Consider the following 26,132-nt stretch of genomic DNA (forward strand, 5'->3'; position numbering starts at 1 on the left):
AAAGCACGGGGCCCGGACATGCCGGGCCCCGTGCGGAAACGCCGGCGACTCAGCGGTCGCTTTTCAGGTACTGCAGGAACGGATCATTCTTGTCCAGCACGATCACCCCGTTGCCATCGGTCAACGAGTTGCGATAGGCCTCCAGGCTGCGGGTGAATGCAAAGAACGATGGATCGGCCGAACCGGCCTGGCCGTAGATCCGCGTCGCTTCGGCATCACCTTCACCGCGCATGCGCTGGGCATCGCGCTCGGCTTCGGCCACCAGCACCGTCGCCTCGCGGTCGGCCTGGGCCCGGATGGTGAGCGACTGCTCTTCGCCCTCCGCCCGCAGCTTGGCCGCTTCCTGCTTGCGCTGGGCGCGCATGCGCTCGTACACGTCGTTGATCACCTGGCTGTCGGTCGGCAGGTCGATCTGCTTGATGCGCAGGTCGATGATCTGCATGCCCAGGCCCTGCACGGCTTCGTTGATGCCGGTCAGCTGGTCGGCGATCAGTTCGCTGCGGTCACCGGACACCAACTCCGTCAGCGAACGCGAGTTGATCTGGTTGCGCAACGAGTCGGTGATGATCGGTGCCAGGCGGGCGTTGGCCACGCGCGGATCGCCGCCGGTGGCACGGAAGTAATCGCCCACGTTGGAGATGTAACCGATGGCGAAGAAGTCGACGCTGACGTCCTTCTGTTCGGCGGTGAAGTAACGCGCCGGCGCGGTGTCGAGCACCTGGAAGCGGCGATCGAACACGCGCACCGTTTCCACCAGCGGCACCTTGAAGTGCAGGCCCGGCTTGATGTCGGCCCGGACCACGCGGCCCAGGTTCAGCACCATGCCGGTCTGGTCCTCACGGACCACGAACACCGACCCCAGCAGGCCGAACAGGATCACGACCACCAGGCCGATCCACAGTGAACTCCTCATTGGCTGCCCTCCTCACGGCCGCTCGGTCGTCCCGTCGGACGGCCCACGGGCCGGCCTGGATCACGCGGAGTGGAGCTTGCACTGCCGGTCACGGCAGGCAGCACGACATCCGGGTTGGACAAGGGAAGCTGCGCTGCACCGGTCGGGCGCGTTTCGCCCGGGAACGGCACGTACAACACCTGGCGGCTGTCGCCACCGATCACCTTGCGGTTCTCGGCCAGCACCTGCTCGACCGTTTCCAGCCACAGGCGCTTGCGGGTTACCTCCGGCGCGTTCTTGTACTGCTGCTGCAGCAGCGTGAAGCGCTGGGCATCACCTTCTGCACGCGAGACCACGGCGGCCTTGTAGCCTTCGGCGGTGGTACGGGTACGGGCGGACTGGCCGCGCGCTTCCGGAACCACCTTGGCCGCGTAGGCCTGGGCTTCGTTGATCAGCCGTTCCTTGACCTGCTGCGCACCATTGACCTCGTCGAAGGCCGGCTTCACTTCTTCCGGCGGACGCGCGTCGGGCAGGGTCAGGCCGGTCACGGTGACGCCGGTGCGATACGCGCCCAGCAGGGTCTGCAGGCGGGTTTCGGCGGCGGTCGCCAACGGGCCACGGTTGTTGAGCACCGAGTTCAGGTCGGCACGACCGACTTCTTCGCGCACCGCGCTCTGCGCCGACTGCTCCAGCACCTGGTTGGCATCGAAGGTGCCGAACAGGAACAGGCGCGGGTCGTCGATGCGGTACTGCACGTTGAGCGAGACGTTGACGATGTTCTCATCGCGGGTCAGCACCGGCACCGAGACCGAGAAGGTCTTGATCTCCGTGGCGTTGACCTTGGTCACCGACTCGATCGGCCAGGGCAGCTTGAAGCTGGGGCCTGGCTGCAGGATGCGCGAGAACTGGCCGAAGCGCAGCACCACGCCACGCTGCTGTTCGCCGATCAGCTGGAAGCTGGAGAACAGCAGCAGCAGGACCGCCGCAATGACGATCCAGCGGACGATGCCGCCATCGAACATGTCTTTCAACGGCCCCGGGAACCCACCCCAGCCACCACCAAATCCGCCGCCGCGGGGCTTGGAAGGCCCCCGCCGGTTGTCTTCGGGACGTTGTCCGTCCCTGTTGCCGCCGGGTGTATTCCAGGCCATGCACGCTCCATCTGAATTGGGCCGCGCCACGGGCCCTTCCCGTGACACCAGCCTTGTACCGGTTTCCCTGATTCTACAAGATGGGGCGGACCAGGAGGATTGGAAGGGGGTAAGGTGACATTTCCCCGTCAGCGAGCGTTCCAATGTCCCTTCCGGCCACCTTCAGCGCCTTCCGCATCCACAAGGACGACCACGGCCACCACAGTGGTATTGCGCCGCTGCAGGTGGACGATCTTTCCCCCGGACAGGTGCTGATCCGCGCGCAGTGGTCGTCGGTCAACTACAAGGATGCCCTGGCCGGGACCGGCCGCGGCCGCATCCTGCGCCGGTTCCCACTGGTCGGCGGCATCGACGTGGCGGGCGTGGTGGTCGCTTCGAGCGACCCGGCCTGGCGCGAGGGCGATGCGGTGCTGGCGACAGGCTGCGGCCTGAGCGAAACCCGTGACGGCGGCTACAGCCAGTACGTCCGGCTGGAATCCAGTGCGGTCATCGCCCTGCCCGCCGGGCTGACCCCGCGCGAGGCGATGGTGCTGGGCACCGCCGGCTTCACCGCTGCGCTGGCCCTGCTGCGCATGCAGGACAACCGCCTGACGCCCGGGCATGGCCCACTGGCAGTGACCGGTGCCAGCGGCGGGGTCGGCAGCCTGGCCGTGGATATCTTCAGCCGCGCCGGCTACGCCGTGCATGCGGTGAGCGGCAAGCCGGAGCAGGCCGACTGGCTGCGCGCGATCGGTGCCAGCGAGGTCCTGCCGCGTGATGCGCTGGCCGACACCGCGCCGCTGCAGTCGGCGCGCTTCGGCGGTGGGCTGGACAATGCAGGCGGCCCGATGCTGGCCAGCCTGCTGGCACAGACCGTCGGCTACGGCAGCGTGGTCAGCGCGGGACTGGCCGCCGAGGCTTCGCTGGAGATGACGGTGATGCCGTTCATCCTGCGCGGCGTCTCGCTGCTCGGCGTGTCCTCGGCCAGCGCCCCGCGGGCGCTGCGCGAGCAGGTCTGGGAACGTCTGGGCAGCGACTGGAAGCCGGCGCACCTGGAAGCGATCTGCACGCGGGAAATCGGGCTTGCCGAGCTGCCGCCGGTCTTTGAAAGCATGCTGTCGGGCGGCTCGCGCGGGCGTACCGTGGTACGGATCGACTGAACGTCGCAGGCGGGCGACGGACGGCACGTTGTCGGCTTCTCCGCAAGGCAAGCGGCGCACTACACTGCGGCATCACCTGGGGAGCAACATGGCACGCATCCTGATCGTCGACGATTCACCATCGCAGCTGTTGGGGATACAGCGCATCGTCGAGAAGCTGGGCCACCAGATCCTGACCGCCACCGATGGGGCGGCCGGCGTGGAAACCGCGCGCGCCGAACTGCCGGACCTGGTGCTGATGGACGTGGTGATGCCCAACCTCAACGGCTTCCAGGCCACCCGCACGCTGGCCCGCGATGAAACCACGCGCCACATCCCGGTGATCCTGGTGACCACCAAGGACCAGGACACCGACCGCATGTGGGGCATGCGCCAGGGCGCGAAGGCGTACATCACCAAGCCGTTTTCCGAGGACGAGCTGTCCGAGGTACTGGAACGCGTGTTCGCCGGGCAGCCCTGACGGGGTTGGGGTCGAACGGGTGAAACCCCCTCGCGGGTGGCTCCAAAGCCGCAGCTTTGGGTGGGACGGGCGGTGGGGCTGTGCGGGGGACGGCAAAAACTGCGTCCATGCGGGCCTCGTTTCGCGCCATCCATGGCGGTCAACGCCCCCGCCCCGCGCCCCCGCCCGGGCCCCCTGACAGGTTCCGGTGGCCGCTACCCGCGTAGTAAAGAAAAGAAAAGCGGTAGCGCCGACCCATGGTCGGCGAGCGCAGCGGGCCGTTGGCGGGAACATTCCGCCGACCATGGGTCGGCGCTACCAGATGACCGCCATGGACCTGTCGAAGGCGGGGCGGGGTGGGTTGGCGGGGGCGTTGAGCGCCATGGATGCGAAAAGCGAGCCTACAGGGACGTACTTGCGGCGTGTCCTGCACAGCCACCCCGCCCCGCCAACACGCAGCCCTGCAGCTTTTGACGTTGACGTTGACGTTGCCTGCGCCTCAAGCCGTGCGCAGCACAACACCCCCCCCTCAGATCGACTCGCCGAACGCCTTGGCCAGGTTGCGGTAGGCCTCGGCCTGGGCCTCATCGCTGGCCGCCGGCGCCACGATCTCCAGTTCAACGATCTGGTCACCGTCCGGGTTGCCCGGCAAGCCCCGGCCGCGCAGGCGCAGCCTGCGCCCGGCATCGGATCCAGCGGCTACCTTCAGTTCCACCGCACCGCCCAGCGTCGGCACGCTGATGCTGGTGCCCAGCGCCGCCTGCCACGGCGTCACCTGCAGGGTGTACAGGATGTTGCGACCGTCCACTTCGAACTGCGGGTGCGCGGCATATTCCACTTCCAGCAGCAGGTTGCCGCCGTCGGTGCCCTGCCCGCCCAGCCGGATCACCTGGCCCGGCTTGATGCCCTTCGGCACGCGCACGTCCAGCTGGCGGCCGTTGACCGTGATCCGCAGCGTATCGCCGTTGTAGGCCGCTTCCAGCGGGACGGAAAGCTTGGCCCGGGTATCGCGCTGCGGGGCATGGCCGCCACTGCTGAAGCCCGGACCCGGGCCACGCCCGGCGCCGCCGCGCTGGCGTGCGAACAGGCTTTCGAAGAAATCGCTGAAGCCGCCGTTGGCACCGCCTGCGCCGCCACCGAACACTTCCTCGAAATCGAAGCCACCGCCGCCGCCGTAGTTGGGCGGGACATTGAACTCCTCCCCCGGACGATAGCCCTGGGCCTTGAGCTGATCATACGCCGCGCGCTTCTGCGGATCGCGCAGCGCCTCGTACGCCTCGTTGATGCCCTTGAACTTTTCTTCCGCCCCGGCTTCCTTGCTGACATCCGGGTGGTACTTGCGCGCCAGCCGCCGGTAAGCGGTCTTGATTTCCGCGTCGCCCGCGCTGGGTTCCACGCCCAGCGTGGCGTAGTAATCCTTGAATTCCATCGTGCTACCTCGATTGATCCGTCGGCACCGGGGGCGCCAACCCGCGCCTATTCTAGCGGCTGCCGTGTGCAGGCCCGGATGGTGTCTGCCCCATTGGCCAGCAGATCGGGCGTGCACACGGGATTTTCAATCCGTTGACACGGCCCTTCCATCAACGTGCCTACGCTGCTTGTTTACCAGGAGCCCACCCATGAGCATCCAAGCTGGCGACCCGATCCCCGAAGTCACGCTGAAACGGATCCGCGACGGCGTGGAGACGGTGGACACCAAAGCCCTGTTCGACGGCCGCAAGGCGGTGTTGTTCGCCGTGCCCGGTGCCTTCACCCCGACCTGTTCGGCCCGTCACCTGCCCGGCTTCATCGAACACTTCGCCGAATTCCGCCAACGCGGCATCGACGTGTACTGCGTGGCAGTCAACGACCCGTTCGTGATGAAGGCGTGGGGCGAAAGCCAGCACGTCCCCGACGGCTTGCTGATGCTGTCCGATGGCAACGGCGAGCTGGCCCGCGCGCTCGGCCTGGAAGTGGACGCCAGCGCGTCCGGCATGGGCATGCGCTCGCGTCGTTTCGCCCTGTACGTGGAGGACGGCACGGTGCGCGAAGCCTGGATCGACGCCTCCGGCGCGTTCGAGGTGTCATCGGCCGAGCACGTACTGGCGCACCTGCCGCACTGATCAACGCGCCACCGCAACCAACGAAGGAGAACAGGCCAGCCATGTCAAAGCCAGCCAAGCACCCGCATCCCGCCCATCCCGCCGGCATCAGTGATCGCCAGATCCTGCGCGACAACGCCCGGCGCAATATCGAAGATGGTGCGATCACCGATACCTACAACGCCGACCGCAAGGCGGTCATCCGGTTGCTCAACGATGCGCTGGCCACCGAATACGTGTGCGTGCTGCGCTACTACCGCCACTACTTCATGGCCAAGGGCATGCTCGCCGATGCGGTCAAGGCCGAGTTCCTGGAGCATGCGCAGCAGGAGCAGGCGCACGCCGGCAAGCTGGCTGAGCGCATCGTCCAGCTGGGCGGCGAGCCGGACTTCAACCCGGATACCCTGACCGCACGCTCGCATGCCGAGTACAAGGAAGGCACCGACCTGCGCGACATGGTGCGCGAGAACCTCATCGCCGAGCGCATCGCCATCGACAGCTACCGCGAAATGATCAACTTCGTCGGTGACAAGGACACCACCACCAAGCGCATCCTGGAAGAGATCCTGGCCCAGGAAGAAGAGCACGCCGACGAGTTCGCCGACCTGCTGGATGGCTGGATCGGCAAGTAGACCGCCCTCAGCGCACCACGTTGAACCGCACCTGGGTCCAGGCTCCATCGCTGGCCAGTGCGGTCAACGTATGCCGTCCCGGCTGTTCAAAGCGCTGGCTGAAAGGCTGGGCGCCGCGGGTGCGGGCGATCCAGCGCCCGTCCAGCAGCCAGTCGATGTCGTGCTCGCTGCCCAATGCGCGCAGCTGCAGGCGCACGCCATCGACGGCGCCCGGTGCGCGCGCCACCGAAGCGCCGTCGTTGAGTCCATCAATGTGCAGGGCGATGCTGGCCTGGCGCCCGTCGTCGCGGCAATCCGGCGCCAGCGCAGGCAACTGAGAGGCGGTACGTGCTGCCTGCGGCAACCACGGTGACAGCAGCGCCGGCCATCGCGCGACCTCACGGTCCTCCACGTCGTGCGGGGCGCTGCAATCTGCGGAAAGGCGCCGTCCGCTGTGCGCGTCAGCCTGGTAGCGCTGCCGCCCCGGCTGCCAGCGCCGCGCATCGCGCTCGGCGAAGGTCGGTGGCACGTTGCCCTCGAGCAACCACGCGCTCAGTCGCCGCTGGCACAATCCATCGGGTAGTTCACTGGCCAGGCCACCGGTCGGCCAGCACACATCGGCCTGGCTGACGGTAGCCGGACGCGGCGCTGGGGCGCTGGCGCGGCCCTGCCGTGGCAGGCTGTCAACCACCTCGAACATCAGCGGCAGTGCAGTCACCGCCCCGTACTGTCCCGGCAATGGCGTGCCGTCCGGCCGCCCCACCCAGACCCCCACGGTGTATTGGCGCGTGCTGCCGATCGCCCAGGCATCGCGGTAGCCGTAGCTGGTGCCGGTCTTCCACGCGACCCGTGGCCGCCCCCCGAGGTCGAAGGTATCGGTGCCCTGCCCCGGGCGCGGATTGGCCTCCAGCATTTCGCGCACGATCCACGCCGCCCCCGGCGATACCAGCCGGCGATCCAGCACCGGATCCGACGCGGTGTAGCGCACGCGGCCGGCGATGCCATCGCGGTTCAACGCCGCGAACGCGCCGACCAGGTCCTCCAGCCGCGCGCCGGTGCCGCCCAGGATCAACGACAGGTTGGGCGAGCTTCCGCGTGGAAAGCGCAGCTGGATCCCGGCATGGGACAAGCGCGCGGCGAAACGCGCCGGCCCGACCCGATCCAGCAGGTCCACCGCCGGCACGTTGAGCGAAAGGCGTAGTGCGGTGGCTGCGCTCACCGGACCATTGAAGGCCTCGTCGAAGTTGCCGGGGCGGTAACCGCCGAAATTCTGCGGTGCATCCACCAGCAGGCTTTCCGAGTGGATCAGCCCGTCATCCAGTGCCATCGCGTACAGGAACGGCTTGAGCGTGGAACCCGGCGAACGCCAGGCCTGCACCATGTCCACGTGGCCCAGCCGCTGGCGGTCGCCGAAGTTCAGCGTACCAACGTAGGCGCGTGCCTGCAGCGTCTGGTTGTCGACCACCAGCAGCGCCGCCGACGTCCGCTCGGGCAGCGTGGAAAAGTAGCTGGAAAGCCGGCCCTCCAGCGTGCGCTGCAGGTCGATGTCGATGCTGCTTTGGATGCGTGGCTGGCCCGGCTGTGCGGCATGCAGGCGCTGCGCCAGCAAGGCGGCATGCAGGGGCGGACGCAGCGAACGGGTCACCACCGTTTCCACGCGTGCATCCTCCACCTCTTCGGCGGACCAGCGCCCCAGCGAGGCCATCCGTGCCAGCACCTTGTCACGCGCCTGCTGCGCTGCCTGGGGATGGCGGTCCGGACGCAGCCGGCTGGGCGCCTGCGGCAGCACGGCCAGCAGCGCTGCCTCGGCGTGCGAAAGCTGCGCCGCTGGTTTGCCCAGATAGGCCCAGCTGGCCGCTTCGACGCCCTCGATGGTGCCGCCGTAGGGCGCGCGCTCCAGGTACAGGGTCAGGATCTCGCGCTTGGACAGGTGCACTTCCAGTTGCAGCGCGCGCAGCATCTGCTTGGCTTTGCCCCATGGCGTGCGCGTGTGCGGGTCCAGGATGCGCGCCACCTGCATGGTCAGCGTCGAGCCGCCCGACACGATGCGCCCCTGCCCCAACATCTGCATGCTGGCACGCAGCAGCGCAACCGGATTGATGCCGGGATGGCGCCAGAACCAGCGGTCCTCGTAGCCCAGCAGGGCCTGCAGGTACAACGGGGACACCTGCTCGACCGAAGCGGGGTAGCGCCACACGCCTTCGGCATCGGCGAAGGCGCGCAGTGGGCTGCCGTCGCGCGCGACCACCAGCGTGCTGGTGTCACGCTGCTTCGGCAACGGCGGTGGGAACGCGAGGTCCAGCAGCAGCGCCGCCAACAGCAGCGCCACGCTGCACCACCTCAGCCACGGCCACAGCGGCCGCAGGCTGCGCCGCAACCGGCGCAGGCCGCGTTTGATCACTGGCGGCCCCGTCGGCAGGCCGCCGCGTGGCGGCCCGCCCGCCGGCTCACGGTTGCACCACCGTGATCGTGCTCGGGTTGCTGCGGCCGACGCCGCGAAGCTGCGGACGGTACATGTCTTCCACCAGCGACGGCGGCACCGTGTAGGTACCCGGAGTGACTGCGCGCACCAGATAGAACAGCGTCGCCTTGCTGCCACGCGACAGGTTCAGCGCCGCAACGTAGCGGTCATCGCGGAACTCCTCGTGCTTCACGTCGGCGGCATCGCCACGTGAACTGATGCCGATGCCATCCACCACCACGTCGGCCCACTGCTTGGCATCACCCAGGTTGAAGTTCTCGATTTCCAGGCCCGCTGGCAGCAGGTCGGTCAGCAGGGCATCGGGCATGCTGCTGTCCGGGGTGACGGTCACGCGCACGATCAGCGCCTCGCCTTCCTTCAACGGACGCGGCGTCCACGGCTTGCCGTCGGTGCCGAACCAGCTGCGCTCTACGCCGATCACGCTGTTGTCCGGCGCCGGCGCGGTGCGCGGAATGCCGGCCACGTCGATGCTGGCGAACATCGGTGGCTCGCCGCTGGGCGCGAAGCGCACGCCACTGCCCAGCTGCGCGGCATCGAAACTGCGGCCGAACAGGCGGCGCTCACCGACGCTTTCGGTCTGCGCGCCGATCACCAGCTCACCGGCCACCAGCTTCTTCTGGTTCGCGGCCAGCGCCTTGCCCAGGCGGGCGATGGCCACCTGTTCCTGGGTACTCAGCCACATCCAGCCACGGTTGCGGCGGGTATCCAGCTCACGTCCCAGGTCCACCGAACGCGCGTCCCAGGCCGGCTTGGCCAGGTTGTGTTCGTGGGTCAGGGCGATCATCAGCGCGTCATCGCGGATCGCGCTGCCGTAGTCACCGAAGTACGACGGCCGTTCGCTGCTCGGCTTGGCGAAGCCGGCCGTGATGGCCGCCTCGCCGCGCTTGCGGTCACCCTGCAGCGACAGCGCCACGCCCAGGTGCACCAGCGGCAGGCCGCCGATGGCCTTGGCCCGTTCGTTGTCATACAGCGTGCGCAGGGTGCCCAGTGGCGCGCGGTTGACCCGCGCCAGCACGTAGCCGGAGTAGGCCTGGTTGGCGAACTTCAGGTTGTCGCGGCGGTCCTGGCCGTAGAACTGGTTGCCGCCGGACAGCAGGTCCTCGCTGAGCCGGTTCAACGCCTTCTGCAGCACGTTGTCGGGCACGGCGAAACCGGCATCGCGGGCATCCAGCAGGAACTCGGTGATGTACGGCGTCAGCCACGGATTGACGTAGCCGTCGTCGCCCCACATGGAGAAGTTGCCGTTGGCCACCTGCATGGAGGCCAGGCGACCGAAGGCGCCTTCCATGCGCTCGCGACGCACCTTGGCATCCAGCCCGTCGGCGCCGAGCATGGCCGAGGTGGCCTGGTCCAGGATCAGCGCGGCGTAGCCCTTGCTGGTGGTCTGTTCGGCGCAGCCATACGGGTAGTTCAGCGCGCCCTGCAGCGCGCTGGCGAACGGGATCGGCGGCAGCGGGCTGACCAGCAGGCGCGCGGTCACCGATTCCGGCATCAGCCCGTCCAGCAGGCTGCCATCCAGGCTGACCGCAGCCAGCGGATCCAGCGTGCGTACCTGCGAGCGCAGCACCTGCGGCCACGCCGCGCGCACCGGCAGGTCGTAGCGGCGATCGGCCTTGAAGCCGTTGCCGTCCACCCGCACGCGCACCTTGGCCACGCTGTGCCCTTCGCGCGCGCTCAGCGGGAAGCTGAGCGTGGTCTTGGCGTCGGTCGCCAGCTGGACGGAGCGGGTGCCCTCGGCCAGGCTCAGCGGGCCTTCGGTTTCCACCCGCACGGTGAACTGGCCCGGCTTGCCGGTGAAGTTCTGCACATCCAGGGTGACCGTGCTGCGGTCGCCCGGGGCCAGCACGCGCGGCATGCTGGCTTCGGCCAGCAGCGGAGCGCGGACTACGGTCTGGACATCGCGCTTGCCGTAACTCTCATCGGCATACAACAGCGCCGACACCCGCAGCGTACCGTTGAAGTCCGGCACCTTCAGCCGGACCCGGGCATTGCCCTTGGCATCGAGCTTCACCGGCCCGGTGAACAGGTCCACGGTCTGCACCCGCGCCGTCGGCCGCTTGGCCTGCGGCAACGCCGCCAGCGCCATGTCGCCACCGAACTTCAGCTTGCCGCTACTGCCGTCGAAGCTCTCGATGACGCGGCTGTAGATGTCATAGGCATCGATGCCCAGCCGGCGCTGCGCGAAGAAGTGCGCGGCCGCGTCGGGCACCGGGAAGCGGGTGATGTTGAGGATGCCCACGTCCACTGCGGACACGGTCACGTGCGCGACCTTGCCGGCCAGCTGCGGCACGCTGACGGTGACCGGCAGGTCCTGCTCCGGACGCATCTGCCTGGGCGCCACCAGGCCCACGGCCACCGTGCGCGCCTTGCGGTCCATCGGCACGTGCACCACGCCGACCGCGCGTGCCGGCGTCACCTTGCTCGGTGCGCTGCCGCCGCGGAACACCAGCGCGGTGATGTACACATCGTGGCGCTCCCACTCAGCAGTGACCGGGATCTTGAAGGTGCTGCCCGGCTTGGCGTCTATATCCTGCACGTAGATCATGCGATCGGTTTCCACCATCAGCAGGCCCCGGCCTGCATGCGGCGGCGTCACCGTCACTTCCAGCGTGTCGCCGGCCTTGTAGCCGGTCTTGTCCAGGCCCAGCTTGACCTTGTCCGGGCGTGCATCCAGGCCACGGTTGTCATCGCCCCAGCTCCAGCCTGCGCGGAACGGGTAGCGGCTGGTCAGGCCGGTGGCCGGATCGAACACATCCACCCGGTACTCGCCCCACTCCACGGGAACGTCGAAGGCCACCGCGCTGGTGCCGGCATCGACGCTGCGGGTGTCCTTGTTCTCGAAACGACGGGTGAAATCGTAGTCCCAGCGATTGTCGTTGAACGCCCAGTGATAGTCGCGAAGCTCGCGTACCAGGGTGACCTTCAGCCCCTTGGCGGGTTGCGGCTTGCCGGCCGCGTCCACGCGCACCAGCTCGAAGCGCGCGGTGCCGTTGGCATCGGCGCCATCGTCCGGGTTGAACAGCGGGCGCACGCCGACCAGCGCCGCGGCCGGCCACATCACCCGCTTGAGCGTGCGATTGACGGTGCGTCCACCGGTTTCATACAGGCTGCCGGACAGCACCACCGCCACCGGGGTCTTCGCCTTGGCGGCTTCTTCCGGCAGGTCCACATCCTGCTTCAGCCTGCCATCGGCCGGCAGCGTGGTATCCACAACATCCTTGGCTTCGCGCGGCAGGCTCACCGTCGGGTCGCCGAAGAAGTAACCCGGCAGGCCTTCCACCGGCTTCTGTTCCACCGCCACCGCCAGGCGCGCGGTGAAGCGATTGCCGTCGGCCGGCGCGCCATACAGATAGGCACCGTCGGCCTGAAGGCGCAGCGCATCACCCGGCTTGAGGCTCTTCTGTGCGCTGTCCAGGTCCAGCTTCATCCGCTCCGGGAGGAACTCCTCGATACGCAGGGTCATGCCCTGGATCGCTTCCTTGCTGGCCGGATCGGTACGGAACTCGACCTGCCAGCGGCCGGTCGGCGCATCGGCCGGGATCAGCTGCTCGAAGTTGAAGTAGCCCTGTTCGCCGGGCTGCAGCTGGGTTTCGCGGAATATCTTGCCATCGGGCTGCTTCAGCCGCAGGAACACCGGCTGGCGTGCCTTGGCATCCTTGCCCGGTGCGACCGGCTTGCCATCGTTGTCGCGCAGCAGCGCGGACAGCCGCACGGTCTCGCCGGGACGGTACAGGTCACGCCCGGACCAGGCGAACACATCGAACCAGGCGTTGTCCCGCCCGGCCACCGCGAACTCGCTCAGGTCCAGCGCGGGCTGGTTGAACGGCAGGAAGCTGGTGTCCTTGCCGCTGCCAGCGACCAGCACGTGGCCGGCATCCAGGGTGTAGTCCAGCAGCGCGTTGCCATTGCCGTCGGTGCTGCCGCGCAGGACCACTTCGCCCTTGCCGTCGAGCACGCGCACGTCCACCTTCTTCAGCGGCGCACCATCCTCCAGCGAGGCGGTATGGACGAACAGCCTGTCCTTGTAGGCCCGTGTATGCAGGCCGATGTCGCTGACGCTGAAGAACGCCGTATCGAACTCACCATCGAAGGCGCCGGTGCGCTTGAGCACGGCGAAGTACAGTCCCGGCTCCTGCAATTCCTTGATGTCCTGGGTCGGCAGGTAGGTCAGCACGCGTTCGTTCTGCTTGCCGCCGAGGATGAAACGGTTGACGTAGACCGGCTCGGCCAGGCGGCTGATCGGGGTGCGTTCGCTGTAGTCACTGTCCAGTTCCCAGCTGCCGCGGCGGCCACCGCGCTGGTACTGGCTGAAGAAGGTCGGCAGTTCCTTCTCGCGCACGCGCAGGAACTCCACGTCCACTTCCGGCACGTTCACCGACACCACCGGCAGGCCGCGGCTGTCGCGCGCCGGCAGCACGCTGCCCTGCGAGGCGAAGCCGGCCACCGGGGTCAGCTCGCCGCTGAATACCTTCTGCCGCAGCTCCTTGCCCAGCCGGCTGCCATCGGCGGCCAGCAGGTCGGCCGACACCACCAGCGAGTATTCCTTGGCGGCTTCCACGAACGGGTAGCGCAGGGTCTTGCCGTCCTCGGACAGGGTCCAGCTGCTGTCATCGGTGCCCACCTTCTCCTCGAAGCGCACCAGCGCATCGAAGTCCTGGGTGCCGACCAGCGGGCGCGAGAACTCCAGCGCCAGCGACAGTCCATCGTTCTTCTGATCCGGGTAGGCGCGCAGCAGGGTGAACTCGGTCACCTGCTCGGCCTTGGCGGTGATCGCCTCGCCGCTGGCGGCGGGCAGCTGCCCGCTGTCGTTGCGGTTGCAGCCGGCCAGGCCGGCCAGCAGGCTTCCCGCCACCAGGGCTGCCGCCCATCCCCACTTCCGAAGCCGCAGCGGACCGGTCATGTCGTCACTCCTTGAACAAGGCGTGCATTATGCCCCGCGCGCACCGGTCGTGGCGGCCGCGCTGCTGCACCTGATGGGTGACAACCGTTGCACCTGGTGGGTGACGACCGTTGGTCGTCACGCTGTTGCTGCCCGGGGCTGTGACGACCAACGGTCGTCACCTACCGGGCTGGACGGTCGTCACCCAGCAGGCATTCGGGTCAAAGGGTATCGGCGGGGACGCGTACGGTGCCTTCCATCAGCACCCGGGCGCTGCGGCTCATGATCGCCTTGGTCACGGTCCACTGCCCGTCCACAAGCGCCGCCTCGGCCCCTACCCGCAACGTGCCCGAAGGATGACCGAACACGACGGACGTGCGTGCACCGCCGCCGGCGGCCAGGTTGACCAGCGTGCCCGGGATCGCCGCGGCGGTGCCGATGGCAACCGCGGCGGTGCCCATCATCGCGTGGTGCAGCTTGCCCATCGACAGTGCACGCGCATGCAGGTCGATCGAGCCGGCAGCGATCGCCTTGCCACTGGAGGAAACAAAGTCCTGCGCCGGGGCCACGAACGCCACCTTGGGCGTGTGCTGGCGGGTGGCGGCCTGTTCGATGCGCTCGATCAGCCCCATGCGCACCGCGCCGTGCGCGCGGATCGCTTCGAAGCGTTCCAGCGCCGCGCGGTCTTCATTGATGGCCGGCTGCAGTTCGGTGCCGGTGTAGCCCAGGTCGGCGGCGTTGAGGAAGATGGTGGGGATGCCGGCGGTGATCATGGTCACCGTGAAGGTGCCCACGCCCGGCACCTCAAGCGCATCGACCAGGTTGCCGGTCGGGAACATCGCCCCGCCATCCTGGTCGTCTGAAGGGTCGAGGAACTCCAGCTGGATCTCCGCCGCCGGGAAGGTCACCCCGTCCAGCTCGAAATCGCCCATTTCCTGCACCTGGCCATCGCGCATCGGCACGTGGGCGATGATGGTCTTGCCGATGTTGGCCTGCCAGATACGCACGGTGCACAGCCCATCGCGCGGCACCCGTGCCGGGTCGATGAAACCATTGCTGATGGCGAACGGACCGACCGCCGTGCTCAGGTTGCCGCAGTTGCCGCTCCAGTCCACGAAGGCGGTATCGATCGACACCTGGCCGTACAGGTAATCGACATCGTGGTCCGGTACCGAGGCCGCCGAAATGATCACGCACTTGCTGGTGCTGGAGGTCGCCCCGCCCATGCCGTCGGTGTGCTTGGCATACGGATCGGGCGAGCCGATCACCCGCATCAGCAGCGCGTCGCGCGCCGGACCAGGAACCTGCGCGGCGAGCGGAAGATCCTGCAGGCGGAAGAACACACCCTTGCTGGTACCACCACGCAGGTAGGTGGCAGGAATGCGGAGCTGTGGAAGAAAGGTCATGGGGTCAATCCAGCAGGAAGAGGGTCGGCGAGGTCGTCATGCACCCTGCGATGCCTCCAGGAAATCCTGCGCGAAGCGCTGCAGCACGCCGCCGGCCTCGTAGATGGACACCTCTTCGGCGGTATCCAGGCGGCAGGTCACCGGCACCTTCAGCTGGCTGCCGTCGCGGCGGTGGATGACCAGGGTCAGCTCCGCACGCGGCAGCCGCGCACCGGTCACGTCGAAGGTTTCAGTGCCGTCGATGCCCAGCGTCAGGCGGGTCACGCCCGGCTTGAACTCCAGCGGCAGCACGCCCATGCCGATCAGGTTGGTGCGATGGATGCGTTCGAAGCCTTCGGCCGCGATCGCTTCCACGCCTGCCAGGCGCACGCCCTTGGCCGCCCAGTCACGCGAACTGCCCTGCCCGTAGTCGGCACCGGCGATGATGATCAGCGGCTGCCGACGCAGCATGTAGGTTTCGATCGCCTCCCACATGCGCATCACCTGGCCTTCCGGCTCAACGCGGGCCAGCGAGCCCTGCTTCACCGCCCCGTCGACCACGGCCATTTCGTTGATCAGCTTGGGGTTGGCGAACGTGGCACGCTGCGCGGTGAGGTGGTCACCCCGGTGCGTCGCGTAGGAATTGAAGTCCTCTTCCGGCAGGCCCATCTTTGCCAGGTACTCACCGGCGGCGCTGCTGGCCAGGATCGCGTTGGACGGCGACAGATGGTCGGTGGTGATGTTGTCGCCCAGCACGGCCAGCGGACGCATGCCGCTGAGGTTGCGGGCACCGGCCAGCGCGCCCTCCCAGTACGGCGGGCGGCGGATGTAGGTGCTCTGCGGACGCCATGCGTACAACGAACTGATCGGCGCGCCGTGCTCCACCTTGAAGGTGAACATCGGGTCGTAGACCTTGCGGAACTGTTCGGGCTTCACGCTGGCCTTGACCACCGCATCGATCTCTTCGTCGCTCGGCCACAGGTCCTTCAGAGTGATCGGGTTGCCCTGCGCATCGACGCCCAGCGCATCCTTTTCGATATCGAAACGCACGGTGCCGGCGATCGCATAGGCCACCACCAGCGCCGGCGATGCCAGGAACGCCTGCTTGGCGTACGGATGGATGCGGCCATCGAAGTTGCGGTTGCCCGACAGCACCGCCGTGGCGTACAGGTCACGGTCGATGATCTCCTGTTGGATCACCGGGTCCAGCGCGCCGCTCATGCCATTGCAGGTGGTGCAGGCGAAGCCGACGATGCCAAACCCCAACTGCTCCAGTTCACCGAGCAGGCCGGCCTCTTCCAGGTACAGCTGCACCGCCTTGGAGCCCGGTGCCAGCGAACTCTTCACCCACGGCTTGCGGGCAAGCCCGGCGCGGTTGGCATTGCGTGCCAGCAGCGCCGCACCGATCACGTTGCGCGGGTTGCTGGTATTGGTGCAACTGGTGATGGCGGCGATGATCACCGCGCCATCCGGCATCAGCCCACCGGCCTGCTCGACCTTGCCGGAGGCCAGCTTGGCTTCATCGGCAATGCCGCGCGCGGCCAGTTCACTGGTGGCCACGCGCTTGTGCGGGTTGGACGGGCCGGCCATGTTGCGCACCACGCTGGACAGGTCGAACTGCAGCACGCGCTCGTACTGCACCTGGGCCAGGTCATCGGCCCACAGACCGGCAGCCTTGGCATAGGTTTCCACCAGCTGCACCTGCGCTTCCTCGCGGCCGGTCAGGCGCAGGTAGTCCAGGGTCTGCTGGTCGATGGAGAACATCGCTGCGGTGGCGCCGAACTCCGGCGTCATGTTGGAAATCGTGGCGCGGTCGCCGATGCTCAGCGCGCTGGCACCGGCGCCGAAGAACTCGATCCACGCGCCGACCACCCGCGCCGCGCGCAGGAACTCGGTCAGCGCCAGCACGATGTCGGTGCAGGTGATGCCAGGCTGCGGGCGGCCGGTAAGCTCCACGCCGATGATGTCGGGCAGGCGCATCCACGAGGCGCGACCGAGCATCACGCTCTCTGCTTCCAGGCCACCGACGCCGATGGCGATCACCCCCAGCGCGTCCACATGCGGGGTGTGGCTGTCGGTACCCACGCAGGTATCCGGGAAGGCCACGCCATCGCGCACCTGCACCACCGGCGACATCTTCTCCAGGTTGATCTGGTGCATGATCCCGTTGCCCGGCGGAATCACGTCCACGTTCTTGAACGCCTTGCGGGTCCAGTTGATGAAGTGGAACCGATCTTCGTTGCGACGGTCTTCAACGGCGCGGTTGCGCTCGAAGGCAGCCTTGTCGAAGCCGGGATGTTCCACCGCCAGTGAATGGTCGACGATCAGCTGGGTCGGCACCACCGGGTTGATCTGCGCCGGGTCACCGCCGGCATCGGCGATGGCATCGCGCAGGCCGGCCAGGTCCACCAGCGCGGTCTGGCCAAGGATGTCATGGCAGACCACGCGGGCCGGAAACCAGGGGAAATCAAGGTCCTGGCGGCGCTCGATCAGCTGCCGCAGCGAGGCTTCCAGGGTCGCAGGGTCACAGCGGCGCACCAGGTTTTCCGCCAGCACGCGCGAGGTGTACGGCAGCGTGGCGTAGGCGCCGGGCTGGATCGCATCGACCGCCTCGCGGGTATCGAAATAGTCCAGCGTAGTGCCGGGGAGGTTCTTGCGGTACGACTGGTTCATCAGGGGGCTGGTCATGGCTGGCTCTTGGACTATGGCGGGCCGGGCGTCGCCTCACCGGCAGGGACGGCGTTGCGAGGCCACAACGGAACCGGGACGGCATCGCCGTCCCGCTCCGCACGGCACCCTGCACGAGGGTGCCGGGTCATGCATCAGGCGCGCTTGTCGATCGGCACGAACGCCTGGTCTTCCGGACCGGTGTAATTGGCACTGGGGCGGATGATCTTGCCATCGATACGCTGCTCGATGATGTGCGCGCTCCAGCCGGAGGTGCGCGCGATGACGAACAACGGGGTGAACATCGCCGTCGGCACGCCCATCATGTGGTAGCTCACCGCGCTGAACCAATCCAGGTTCGGGAACATCTTCTTGATGTCCCACATCACCGTTTCCAGGCGCTCGGCGATGTCGTACATCTTCATGCTCGACTGCTCTTCGGACAGTTCGCGGGCCACGTCCTTGATCACCTTGTTGCGCGGGTCGGACACGGTATACACCGGGTGGCCGAAGCCGATCACCACTTCCTTGCGCTCCACGCGCGCCTTGATGTCCGCCTCGGCTTCATCCGGGCTGTCATAGCGCTTCTGGACCTCGAAGGCCACTTCGTTGGCGCCGCCGTGCTTGGGACCGCGCAGGGCGCCGATGCCGCCGGCAATGGCGCTGAACATGTCGCTGCCGGTGCCGGCGATCACCCGGCAGGCGAAGGTCGAGGCATTGAACTCGTGTTCGGCATACAGGATCAGCGAGGTGTGCATCGCCTTGACCCACGAATCCTGCGGCTTTTCGCCGTGCAGCAGGTGCAGGAAGTGGCCGCCGATGGAGTCATCGTCGGTTTCCACGTCGATGGCGCGGCCGTTGTGGCTCCAGTGGTACCAGTACAGCAGCATCGACCCCAGGCAGGCCATCAGCTTGTCGGCGATGTCACGCGCGCCGGGATGGTTGTGATCGTCCTTTTCCGGCGAAACACAGCCCAGCACGGACACGCCGGTGCGCATCACGTCCATCGGGTGCGCCGACGGCGGCAGCTCTTCCAGCGCAGCCTTGACCGCTGCCGGGATGCCGCGCAGCGACTTCAGCTTGGCCTTGTAGGACACCAGCTCGGCGCGGGTGGGCAGCTTGCCGTGCACCAGCAGGTGGGCGATTTCCTCGAACTCGCTGGTGGTGGCCAGGTCCAGGATGTCGTAGCCACGGTAATGCAGGTCATTGCCACTGCGGCCGACGGTGCACAGCGCGGTGTTGCCGGCAGCAGTGCCGGACAGGGCGACGGACTTCTTCGGCTTGAAGGTCGGGGTGGCGGTCGTATCGTTCATGGTTTTCCTCCCGGAAATCGTGGCAGCAGGTTACTTCCTGGCGGCAAACAGCGCATCGAGCTGCTGCTCGAAGGCGTGGTAGCCAATGCGGTCGTAGAGTTCGTTGCGGGTCTGCATGGCGTCCACCACGTTGCGCTGGTGGCCGTCGCGGCGCACCGCTTCATACACGCTTTCGGCCGCCTTGTTGGCTGCGCGGAAGGCCGACAGCGGGAACAGCTGGATGGCCACGCCGGCCGAGGCCAGCTCGTCACGGCTGAACAACGGGGTGGCGCCGAATTCGGTGATGTTGGCCAGCACCGGAACCTTCACCGCATCGACGAAACGACGGTAAGTGTCCAGGTCGTAGGCGGCTTCGGCGAAGATGCCGTCGGCGCCGGCTTCCACGCAGGCGATGGCGCGCTCGATGGCCGCATCCACGCCGTCGACCTGGATGGCATCGGTGCGCGCGATCAGGAAGAAGTCCGGATCGGTCCTGGCATCGGCAGCGGCCTTGACCCGGTCCACCATCTCGCCCTGCGGGACGATCTCCTTGCCCGGGCGGTGGCCGCAGCGCTTGGCACCGACCTGGTCTTCGATATGGCAGGCGCCGGCGCCTGCCTTGATCAGCGACCTCACCGTGCGCGCGATGTTGAAGGCGCTCGGCCCGAAGCCGGTATCGATGTCCACCATCAGCGGCAGGTCGCACACATCGGTGATGCGGCGCACGTCGATCAGCACGTCTTCCAGGGTGTTGATACCCAGGTCCGGCAGGCCCAGCGAACCGGCCGCGACGCCACCGCCGGACAGGTAGATGGCGCGGTAACCGGCGCGCTTGGCCAGCAGGGCATGGTTGGCGTTGATCGCACCGATCACCTGCAGCGGTGATTCAGCAGCCAGGGCCTGGCGGAAGCGGGCGCCGGCGGAAGCAAGGGAAGCAGTCATGCAGCAATCCTGTCAGGGGTCACCCCAAAAGAGCGCAAAGAGCGTGCCAACACGCAAGTGATTGATTCACTTGAGTCCTGCACGTGGAACGTTGAAACATATGAAACATTGAAACCGATGTATCATGAAACACCCCTGCCAACCGCGACGCCCTGTGTACCTGCCCCGCCATCCCGACAGCCCCGGCGATACCGATCCCATCCAGCCGGTGATCTGGACAGTGAGCGTGTCCCGGCTGACCGGGCTGCTGGGCGATGTCATACCTGAGTTCGACCGCCGCGCCCGCATCGAGCAGATCAACCTCGGCTTCGAGGATGCCGTGGCAGTGATCAACCAGCGGCTGCGACAGGAACCCTGCGATGTGGTGATTGCCGGCGGTTCCAATGCCGCCTGGCTGCGCAGCCGGCTGGACGTGCCGCTGGTGCCGATCCAGGCCAACGGCTTCGACCTGATGGAAGCGCTGGCACGCGCACGCCGCATCGCCCCGCGCATCGGCCTGGTCACCCATGCCAGCGACGTGCCGACCTTCGGCAGCTTCCAGGACAGCTTCGGCCTGCAGATCGAGCACCGCCGTTTCGTCACCCGCGAAGACGCGCGCGACTGCATCGCCGACCTGCGCGCCAACGGCATCGAAGTGATCGTCGGCACCGGCATGGCCATCGACCACGCCGAAGCAGCCGGGCTGCAGGGCGTGCTGCTGTACTCGGCCGATTCGGTCCGCCAGGCCTTCGAACATGCGCTGGAGCTGACACACACCCTGGCGCGTTCGGGCAGCCGCCGCATGCCCGCGCGGCAACGCCGCGGCAGCCGCGCCGGCCAGGGCACCGCGCTGCTCGGCGAGAGCAGCGTGATGGTCGAGGTCCGCCAGCACATCGCGCTGTACGCCCCGCATGACAGCACCGTGCTGGTCAGCGGCGAAACCGGCACCGGCAAGGAACTGGTGGCCCGCCAGCTTCACGCTGAAAGTGGCCGACGCGGCCGCTTCGTCGCGCTGAACTGCGGCGCGATCAGTGAATCGCTGCTGGAATCGGAACTGTTCGGTTACAGCGATGGCGCGTTCACCGGCGCCCGCCGCGGCGGCCGCGTCGGGCTGGTCGAAGCATCCGACGGCGGCACGCTGTTCCTGGATGAAATCGGCGAGCTGCCGTTGCCGCTGCAGACCCGCCTGCTGCGCGTGCTAGAAGAACGCGAAGTGCTGCGCGTGGGCGCCACCGAGCCCACGCCGGTCAACCTGCGCGTGGTCGCCGCCACCCTGCAGTCGCTGGAGCAGCGCGTTCAGGCCGGGCAGTTCCGCCGCGATCTCTACTACCGGCTGGCGACGTTGCGCATCGTGTTGCCACCGCTTCGCGCGCGACGCGGCGACGTCGCCCTGCTGGTGCAACACTTCTTCCAGCAACTGCGTGGCATCGACGCCCCGCTGGACGATGACGCGATGGCGCTGTTGAGCGCAGCGCAGTGGCCCGGCAACGTGCGCGAACTGCGCAACCTGATCGACCGCCTGCGCATCCATTGGCAGCCTGCCGAAGGCAGCATCGGTGCGTCCCGGTTGCTGTCACTGGCACCGGAACTGGCGCACGACGCGGCCTCCTCGCCTGTACTGCAGCCCCCTGCGGGACGCCCGTCCAGCGCGCAGCTGCAGCAGCTGCTGGCGGCCCACCGCAACGATCGCGAGGGCATGGCGCAGGCGCTGGGGATATCGCGCACCACGCTGTGGCGCTGGCTGCGCGCAGCCGGGCTGGGGTGAGGCGCTGCGAGGGCTGCCGACCAGCGGCCGTCACCGACCACGTCCTACCCCCGCGCAGCCCAGCGCGCATCGAGTGCGAAACGTCCGCTTCCGGCCAGCGCCAGCCACAGCAGCAGCACTGCCAAGGGCACCTCGGTCAGATAGAAGAACCAGCTCAGCCAATCCAGCACGCCCAGTCCTGCGGGGATGCGTGCGATGCCATCGGTGAGCGCGGCCACCACGCAGATGGCCGCCAGCACCACGGCTGACGGACGACTGAGCAGGCCGAGCACCAGCAGGGCCCCGGCCACCCATTCGATCGCGCCCAGCACCGGGGCGCTCAGCCCCGGCCACGGAATGCCCGCATCGTGCAGCGTCGCCAGCATGCGGTCGCGGCCAGGCACGGTGAACAGCTTGTTCCAGCCAGACACGCTGAACATCACGCCTGCGACCACACGGCCGGCCAGCATCACCCACGCCTCCGGCCCGACACGCAACGGGGCAACGGACCACAACCGGCGCACAAGCTCCATCCCGACTCTCCTTTCCTGCAAAAGAAAGCGAGGCTGCGACGGTCCACCCTGCCGGCACATGAAGCGGCCATCAGCCGGGGCCTGCGGCAACGCACAGCGACATGCAGATCACGTCATGGCACGCACGCCGCGTGCCTCAGGGGTACAGCAGGCGCTTGCTCCAGCTGCCGTCGGCAGCCTTCTCGTAGCACCAGCGCTCGTGCAGGCGGAACTGCGCGCCGTACCAGAACTCGATGCGGTCCGGCACCACCCGCAGCCCGCTCCAGCCCGCCGGGCGCGGTACGTCCTGGCCATCGAAACGCGCCTCCACCGCGGCGACCCGCGCATCGAATTCCTCGCGCGAATCCAGCGTACGGGACTGGATCGACGCCCACGCGCCGATCTGGCTCAACCGCGGGCGCGATGCAAAGTACGCATCGGCCTCGGCAACGCCGACCTGCTCCACCGCCCCTTCGATGCGCACCTGGATGCCGGCCTCGCGCAGGCTGCGCCACAGGAACAGCAGCGCCGCCTGCGGATTGGCCTGCAGCTCACGCCCCTTGTGGCTGTCCAGGTGGGTATAGAACACGAAGCCACGTGCATCGAAGGCCTTCAGCAATACGGTGCGCGCGGAGGGGCGCCCGGAGGTATCTGCGGTCGCCACGGTCATCGCGTTGGGCTCGATCTCGCTGCCCTGCCGGGCCTCGTCGAACAGCGCCGAGAAGGTGGACAACGCTTCGGTGTAGAGATCGCTCATGACACGTCATTCCTGAAGGGATTGGGCTATTGTGGCGGCATGAAGGCGACTGCGTACACGAACACGACGACGGGTTTCCGGACACGTTGGCAGAACAGGCGCTCGATGACGCGCTGGCCAGCGGCGCGCAGGTGCCGGTATTGGCCATCAGCGGCCTGCAGGGCAGCGGGAAATCAACCCTGGCCGCGCAGGTCGTGGAGCGTGCGCAGGCACGTGGCCTGCGCGCTGCGACGCTTTCGGTGGACGATGTCTACCTGACCCGCGGCCAGCGCCAGCGCCTGGCGCGCGACGTGCATCCCCTGCTGGTCACCCGCGGTCCGCCCGGCACGCATGACCTGCCGCTGGCGCACGCGGTGCTTGATGCAGTGATCGCGCGCGCTCCCACCGCATTGCCACGCTTCGACAAACTGGCCGATGAACGGCTGCCCCCCACACAGTGGCAGGCCCTGGATCAACCGCTGGACCTGCTGGTGTTCGAAGGCTGGTTCCTGGGTACCCCGGCGCAGCCGGCCGAGGCACTGCAGGAACCGCTCAACGCGCTGGAACGCGAAGCCGACCCCGACGGTCGCTGGCGGCGCTGGTGCAATCAGGCACTGGCCGATCACTACGCGCCACTGTGGCAGCGCTGTGACCGGCTGTGGTTCCTGCAGCCGCCGGATTTCGCGGTGGTGCCGCGCTGGCGCTGGCAGCAGGAACAACACCTGCAGGCCGCCCAGCCCGGACGCAGCGGCATGACCCGCCCGCAGCTGGAGCGCTTCGTCCAGTACTACGAACGGGTCAGCCGGCAGGCACTTCGCACCCTGCCAGCGTTGGCCGACCGGGTGGTCGCGCTGGACGTCGAGCGCTGCATCATCGAGGCCCGCTGAGTTGCGACCGCCCCGGCCCTGAGCCTTCATTCCACCAGGAAGGTGACCTTCAGGCTGACCCGCCACTCGGTGATTTCACCGTTGCCGCTGGTTACCACCTTGGTCTCGTTGATCCAGGCGCCCTGGATGTTCTTCACGCTCTCGGAAACCTTTTTCAGGCCGCTGCGTACCGCATCTTCGACACTGGTCTTGGACGAGGCATTGATTTCGATGACCTTGGCGACCGACATGGTGCTGCTCCGGGTGGCGCGCGGGAGAGTCCGCGCCGGCCAAGGCTGGGCCGTGGAGGCGTAAAGGAATGTCACGGAGGTGTTAGCATCACAAGGCATGAATCCAGCACCGAACCTGATCCTGATCGGCCCCATGGGGGCCGGCAAAACCTGCATCGGCCGTCGCCTCGCCGAGCGGTTCACGCTGGACTTCATCGACCTGGACCAGGTCATCGTCGACAACGCCGGGGCCAGCATTCCCACCCTGTTCGAACTGGCCGGCGAAGCCGGCTTCCGCCAGCACGAACGCCAGGCCCTGCAGCAGGTGCTGGCCGGCCATGGCCAGCTGGTGTCCACCGGCGGCGGCGCGGTGCTGGATGCGGGCAACCGGGAGGCGATCGCCGCGCATGGCTACGTGGTCTACCTGCGGGTCAGCGTGGCCGCCCAGCTGGAACGCCTGGCACGTGACAAAGGCCGCCCGCTGCTGCAGCGGCCGGACCGCGAACAGGTGCTGCAGGACCTGGCCTACCATCGCGATCCGCTGTATCGGCAGCTGGCCGACCTGACCCTGGACACCGACCTCTACACCGCTGCCGAAGCCACTTCCCATCTGGTGGTGAAGCTGGCCGCGCACTGGCAGCGACAGGACCTCATCGCATGACCGACATCCCCCACCTGCACGTCGCCGTCGGCGGCGAGCATCCCTATTCCATCACGATCGGCCCCGGCCAGCTGGCCGATGGACCTGCGCTGGCCCGCCATGTGCGCGGCCGCCACGTTCTGCTTGTCAGCGACAGCGAGGTCGCCCCGCTGTACCTGGCCGGCGTACGCAGCGCACTGCTGCAGGCGCGACCGGACCTGAGCATCGGCGAACACGTTCTGCCGGCAGGCGAGGCTTCCAAGAACCTTGCCGAGTTCGGACGTGCCATCGAAGCACTGGCCGCCCTGGGCGCCACCCGCGATGCCTGCGTGTTTGCGCTGGGGGGCGGCGTGGTCGGCGACCTGTCCGGCTTCGCGGCTGCCTGCTGGATGCGCGGCGTGGACTGCGTCCAGCTTCCCACCACGCTGCTGGCGATGGTCGATTCGTCGGTGGGCGGCAAGACCGCCGTGGACCTGCCCGCAGGCAAGAACCTGGTGGGCGCTTTCCATCCACCGCGCGCGGTGGTTGCCGATACGGACGTGCTGGCCACGCTGCCGGCGCGCGAGCTGCGCGCAGGGCTGGCCGAGGTGGTCAAGTACGGGGCACTCGGCGATCTGGTGTTCTTCGCCTGGCTGCAGCAGCACGCCCAGGGCCTTGTCGCCGGCGACAGCAGCCTGCTTGCCGAAGCCATTGCGCGCAGCTGCGCGCACAAGGCGGCGATCGTCGAACGCGACCCGCGGGAAAAAGGCGAGCGCGCCCTGCTCAACCTCGGCCACACCTTCGGCCATGCGATCGAGACCGAGCAGGGCTATGCCGCCCCGGGCCGCGATGCGCTCAACCATGGCGAAGCGGTCGCGGTCGGCATGGTGCTGGCGGCGCGGCTTTCCACCGCACTGGGGCGGGCACCGGCCGCCGATGCCGATCGCCTGGTGGCGCTGCTGCAGTCCCTGCAGCTGCCGGTCGCCCTTCCCGCCGGCCTGGCGCCGCAGGCGCTGTTGGAGCGCATGCGGCTGGACAAGAAGAACGTGGCCGGACGCCTGCGGCTGGTGCTGTGGCGTGGCATCGGACACGCTGAAGTCGTGGCCGACGTGCAGGACGACGCGGTGCTGGACGTGCTGGCCAGCGGTTGAGCGGACGCAGCTGTACGCCGGGGAACCCGCAGGTGCGCACCGCCGCCAGCGTGAGCCGCCGGGCGTGGCCCGGCGCTACACTTGCGCCATGCATGCCTTCCTGCAACAACCCGCGATCGGCTCCGAGGCGCCCCGCTTCCTGCGCCTGACCCTGCTGCCCGACCTGTTCGGCGGCTGGGAACTGCTGCGCGAATCGGGCCGCATCGGCAGTCGCTCGCAGCTTCGACGCGAGCTGTACCTGGAAGAGGCCGAGGCCCGCGCGGCCTTCGACAAAGCGCGCGATGCAGAGCTGCATCGAGGCTATGCAGTCCTCCACTGCAGCGCCTGATCGCCCC

General features: G+C 67.9%; 21 protein-coding genes. 9 read left to right on the forward strand and 12 right to left on the reverse strand.

Annotation, left to right across the window (positions count from 1 at the left end):
* Positions 1-49: 49 nt before the first annotated feature.
* Entirely contained in the window at positions 50-913 is an 864-nt protein-coding gene (hflC, locus tag ACI2JH_RS04895; protein ID WP_042613511.1) for a protease modulator HflC, read from the reverse strand.
* Complete coding sequence (hflK, locus tag ACI2JH_RS04900) at positions 910-2,043, reverse strand: FtsH protease activity modulator HflK (RefSeq protein ID WP_101099902.1); 1,134 nt, start codon at positions 2,041-2,043, stop codon at positions 910-912. Before hflK ends, hflC begins: the two co-directional genes overlap by 4 nt.
* 143 nt (positions 2,044-2,186) lie before the next feature.
* Here hflK and ACI2JH_RS04905 point away from each other — a divergent pair, with 143 nt between their 5' ends.
* On the forward strand, positions 2,187-3,182 hold the full coding sequence (locus ACI2JH_RS04905) for a YhdH/YhfP family quinone oxidoreductase (protein WP_101099901.1): 996 nt from the start codon (positions 2,187-2,189) through the stop codon (positions 3,180-3,182).
* Between the two features lie 88 nt (positions 3,183-3,270).
* A complete protein-coding gene (gene pilH, locus ACI2JH_RS04910) occupies positions 3,271-3,642 on the forward strand; it encodes a twitching motility response regulator PilH (protein ID WP_101099900.1) in 372 nt (123 codons plus the stop codon).
* A gap of 508 nt (positions 3,643-4,150) precedes the next feature.
* Here pilH and ACI2JH_RS04915 read toward each other — a convergent pair.
* Positions 4,151-5,050 carry a DnaJ C-terminal domain-containing protein gene (locus ACI2JH_RS04915; RefSeq protein WP_101099899.1) on the reverse strand — a complete coding sequence of 300 codons (900 nt, stop codon included), beginning with the start codon at positions 5,048-5,050 and terminating at the stop codon, positions 4,151-4,153.
* Between the two features lie 190 nt (positions 5,051-5,240).
* On the opposite strand from ACI2JH_RS04915, the gene ACI2JH_RS04920 reads away from it, so the two are divergent.
* Positions 5,241-5,723, forward strand: coding sequence for a peroxiredoxin (locus ACI2JH_RS04920; RefSeq protein ID WP_404735581.1), 483 nt, complete (start codon positions 5,241-5,243; stop codon positions 5,721-5,723).
* 41 nt (positions 5,724-5,764) lie between these two features.
* Positions 5,765-6,334 carry a bacterioferritin gene (locus ACI2JH_RS04925; RefSeq protein WP_101099897.1) on the forward strand — a complete coding sequence of 190 codons (570 nt, stop codon included), beginning with the start codon at positions 5,765-5,767 and terminating at the stop codon, positions 6,332-6,334.
* 7 nt (positions 6,335-6,341) lie between these two features.
* On the opposite strand, the gene pbpC is transcribed toward ACI2JH_RS04925, so the two are convergent.
* The 6 genes from pbpC to prpB all read right to left on the reverse strand — a co-directional run bounded on the left by pbpC (position 6,342) and on the right by prpB (position 19,960).
* Positions 6,342-8,714, reverse strand: a complete 2,373-nt coding sequence (pbpC, locus tag ACI2JH_RS04930) for a penicillin-binding protein 1C (protein ID WP_404735582.1) — start codon at positions 8,712-8,714, stop codon at positions 6,342-6,344.
* Positions 8,715-8,760: 46 nt separating this feature from the next.
* Positions 8,761-13,695, reverse strand: coding sequence for an alpha-2-macroglobulin family protein (locus tag ACI2JH_RS04935; protein ID WP_404735583.1), 4,935 nt, complete (start codon positions 13,693-13,695; stop codon positions 8,761-8,763).
* A 200-nt stretch (positions 13,696-13,895) separates the two neighbouring features.
* Complete coding sequence (gene prpF / locus ACI2JH_RS04940; protein ID WP_319278560.1) at positions 13,896-15,080, reverse strand: 2-methylaconitate cis-trans isomerase PrpF; 1,185 nt, start codon at positions 15,078-15,080, stop codon at positions 13,896-13,898.
* A gap of 36 nt (positions 15,081-15,116) precedes the next feature.
* A complete protein-coding gene (gene acnD / locus ACI2JH_RS04945) occupies positions 15,117-17,732 on the reverse strand; it encodes a Fe/S-dependent 2-methylisocitrate dehydratase AcnD (RefSeq protein ID WP_404735624.1) in 2,616 nt (871 codons plus the stop codon).
* Positions 17,733-17,881: 149 nt separating this feature from the next.
* Positions 17,882-19,039 carry a 2-methylcitrate synthase gene (prpC, locus tag ACI2JH_RS04950; protein WP_101099894.1) on the reverse strand — a complete coding sequence of 386 codons (1,158 nt, stop codon included), beginning with the start codon at positions 19,037-19,039 and terminating at the stop codon, positions 17,882-17,884.
* A 30-nt stretch (positions 19,040-19,069) separates the two neighbouring features.
* Positions 19,070-19,960 carry a methylisocitrate lyase gene (gene prpB / locus ACI2JH_RS04955; RefSeq protein ID WP_101099893.1) on the reverse strand — a complete coding sequence of 297 codons (891 nt, stop codon included), beginning with the start codon at positions 19,958-19,960 and terminating at the stop codon, positions 19,070-19,072.
* 154 nt (positions 19,961-20,114) lie between these two features.
* Here prpB and prpR point away from each other — a divergent pair, with 154 nt between their 5' ends.
* Positions 20,115-21,704: a propionate catabolism operon regulatory protein PrpR gene (gene prpR, locus ACI2JH_RS04960; protein WP_404735625.1), complete on the forward strand. Its 1,590-nt coding sequence runs from the start codon at positions 20,115-20,117 to the stop codon at positions 21,702-21,704.
* Between the two features lie 44 nt (positions 21,705-21,748).
* On the opposite strand, the gene ACI2JH_RS04965 is transcribed toward prpR, so the two are convergent.
* Both ACI2JH_RS04965 and pdxH read right to left on the reverse strand, forming a co-directional pair.
* Positions 21,749-22,216 (reverse strand): DoxX family protein, encoded by a 468-nt coding sequence (locus ACI2JH_RS04965; protein WP_404735584.1) that lies wholly within the window; start codon positions 22,214-22,216, stop codon positions 21,749-21,751.
* A gap of 136 nt (positions 22,217-22,352) precedes the next feature.
* Positions 22,353-22,952: a pyridoxamine 5'-phosphate oxidase gene (pdxH, locus tag ACI2JH_RS04970; protein ID WP_404735585.1), complete on the reverse strand. Its 600-nt coding sequence runs from the start codon at positions 22,950-22,952 to the stop codon at positions 22,353-22,355.
* A gap of 86 nt (positions 22,953-23,038) precedes the next feature.
* Here pdxH and ACI2JH_RS04975 point away from each other — a divergent pair, with 86 nt between their 5' ends.
* A complete protein-coding gene (locus ACI2JH_RS04975) occupies positions 23,039-23,818 on the forward strand; it encodes a kinase (RefSeq protein ID WP_404735626.1) in 780 nt (259 codons plus the stop codon).
* A gap of 26 nt (positions 23,819-23,844) precedes the next feature.
* On the opposite strand, the gene ACI2JH_RS04980 is transcribed toward ACI2JH_RS04975, so the two are convergent.
* Complete coding sequence (locus ACI2JH_RS04980) at positions 23,845-24,048, reverse strand: dodecin family protein (protein WP_404735586.1); 204 nt, start codon at positions 24,046-24,048, stop codon at positions 23,845-23,847.
* A 97-nt stretch (positions 24,049-24,145) separates the two neighbouring features.
* Here ACI2JH_RS04980 and ACI2JH_RS04985 point away from each other — a divergent pair, with 97 nt between their 5' ends.
* The 3 genes from ACI2JH_RS04985 (at position 24,146) to ACI2JH_RS04995 (ending at position 26,125) form a co-directional block, all read left to right on the forward strand.
* On the forward strand, positions 24,146-24,688 hold the full coding sequence (locus ACI2JH_RS04985) for a shikimate kinase (protein WP_319278570.1): 543 nt from the start codon (positions 24,146-24,148) through the stop codon (positions 24,686-24,688).
* The gene (aroB, locus tag ACI2JH_RS04990) at positions 24,685-25,797 is read left to right on the forward strand and encodes a 3-dehydroquinate synthase (RefSeq protein WP_404735587.1); all 1,113 of its coding nucleotides are present in this window, start codon (positions 24,685-24,687) and stop codon (positions 25,795-25,797) included. Before ACI2JH_RS04985 ends, aroB begins: the two co-directional genes overlap by 4 nt.
* 88 nt (positions 25,798-25,885) lie before the next feature.
* Positions 25,886-26,125, forward strand: coding sequence for a WGR domain-containing protein (locus ACI2JH_RS04995; protein ID WP_101099886.1), 240 nt, complete (start codon positions 25,886-25,888; stop codon positions 26,123-26,125).
* Positions 26,126-26,132: the final 7 nt, after the last annotated feature.

The organism is Stenotrophomonas sp. NPDC078853 (genome assembly GCF_044901215.1).
Classification (GTDB): domain Bacteria; phylum Pseudomonadota; class Gammaproteobacteria; order Xanthomonadales; family Xanthomonadaceae; genus Stenotrophomonas; species Stenotrophomonas lacuserhaii.

Excerpts from the sequence above, each read along its gene's own strand:
- hflC (WP_042613511.1), bottom strand. The coding sequence starts at position 913 with ATGAGGAGTTCACTGTGGATCGGCCTGGTGGTCGTGATCCTGTTCGGC.
- hflK (WP_101099902.1), bottom strand. The coding sequence starts at position 2,043 with ATGGCCTGGAATACACCCGGCGGCAACAGGGACGGACAACGTCCCGAA.
- ACI2JH_RS04905 (WP_101099901.1), top strand. The coding sequence starts at position 2,187 with ATGTCCCTTCCGGCCACCTTCAGCGCCTTCCGCATCCACAAGGACGAC.
- pilH (WP_101099900.1), top strand. The coding sequence starts at position 3,271 with ATGGCACGCATCCTGATCGTCGACGATTCACCATCGCAGCTGTTGGGG.
- ACI2JH_RS04915 (WP_101099899.1), bottom strand. The coding sequence starts at position 5,050 with ATGGAATTCAAGGATTACTACGCCACGCTGGGCGTGGAACCCAGCGCG.
- ACI2JH_RS04920 (WP_404735581.1), top strand. The coding sequence starts at position 5,241 with ATGAGCATCCAAGCTGGCGACCCGATCCCCGAAGTCACGCTGAAACGG.
- ACI2JH_RS04925 (WP_101099897.1), top strand. The coding sequence starts at position 5,765 with ATGTCAAAGCCAGCCAAGCACCCGCATCCCGCCCATCCCGCCGGCATC.
- ACI2JH_RS04935 (WP_404735583.1), bottom strand. The coding sequence starts at position 13,695 with ATGACCGGTCCGCTGCGGCTTCGGAAGTGGGGATGGGCGGCAGCCCTG.
- prpF (WP_319278560.1), bottom strand. The coding sequence starts at position 15,080 with ATGACCTTTCTTCCACAGCTCCGCATTCCTGCCACCTACCTGCGTGGT.
- acnD (WP_404735624.1), bottom strand. The coding sequence starts at position 17,732 with ATGAACCAGTCGTACCGCAAGAACCTCCCCGGCACTACGCTGGACTAT.
- prpC (WP_101099894.1), bottom strand. The coding sequence starts at position 19,039 with ATGAACGATACGACCGCCACCCCGACCTTCAAGCCGAAGAAGTCCGTC.
- prpB (WP_101099893.1), bottom strand. The coding sequence starts at position 19,960 with ATGACTGCTTCCCTTGCTTCCGCCGGCGCCCGCTTCCGCCAGGCCCTG.
- ACI2JH_RS04965 (WP_404735584.1), bottom strand. The coding sequence starts at position 22,216 with ATGGAGCTTGTGCGCCGGTTGTGGTCCGTTGCCCCGTTGCGTGTCGGG.
- pdxH (WP_404735585.1), bottom strand. The coding sequence starts at position 22,952 with ATGAGCGATCTCTACACCGAAGCGTTGTCCACCTTCTCGGCGCTGTTC.
- ACI2JH_RS04980 (WP_404735586.1), bottom strand. The coding sequence starts at position 24,048 with ATGTCGGTCGCCAAGGTCATCGAAATCAATGCCTCGTCCAAGACCAGT.
- ACI2JH_RS04985 (WP_319278570.1), top strand. The coding sequence starts at position 24,146 with ATGAATCCAGCACCGAACCTGATCCTGATCGGCCCCATGGGGGCCGGC.
- aroB (WP_404735587.1), top strand. The coding sequence starts at position 24,685 with ATGACCGACATCCCCCACCTGCACGTCGCCGTCGGCGGCGAGCATCCC.
- ACI2JH_RS04995 (WP_101099886.1), top strand. The coding sequence starts at position 25,886 with ATGCATGCCTTCCTGCAACAACCCGCGATCGGCTCCGAGGCGCCCCGC.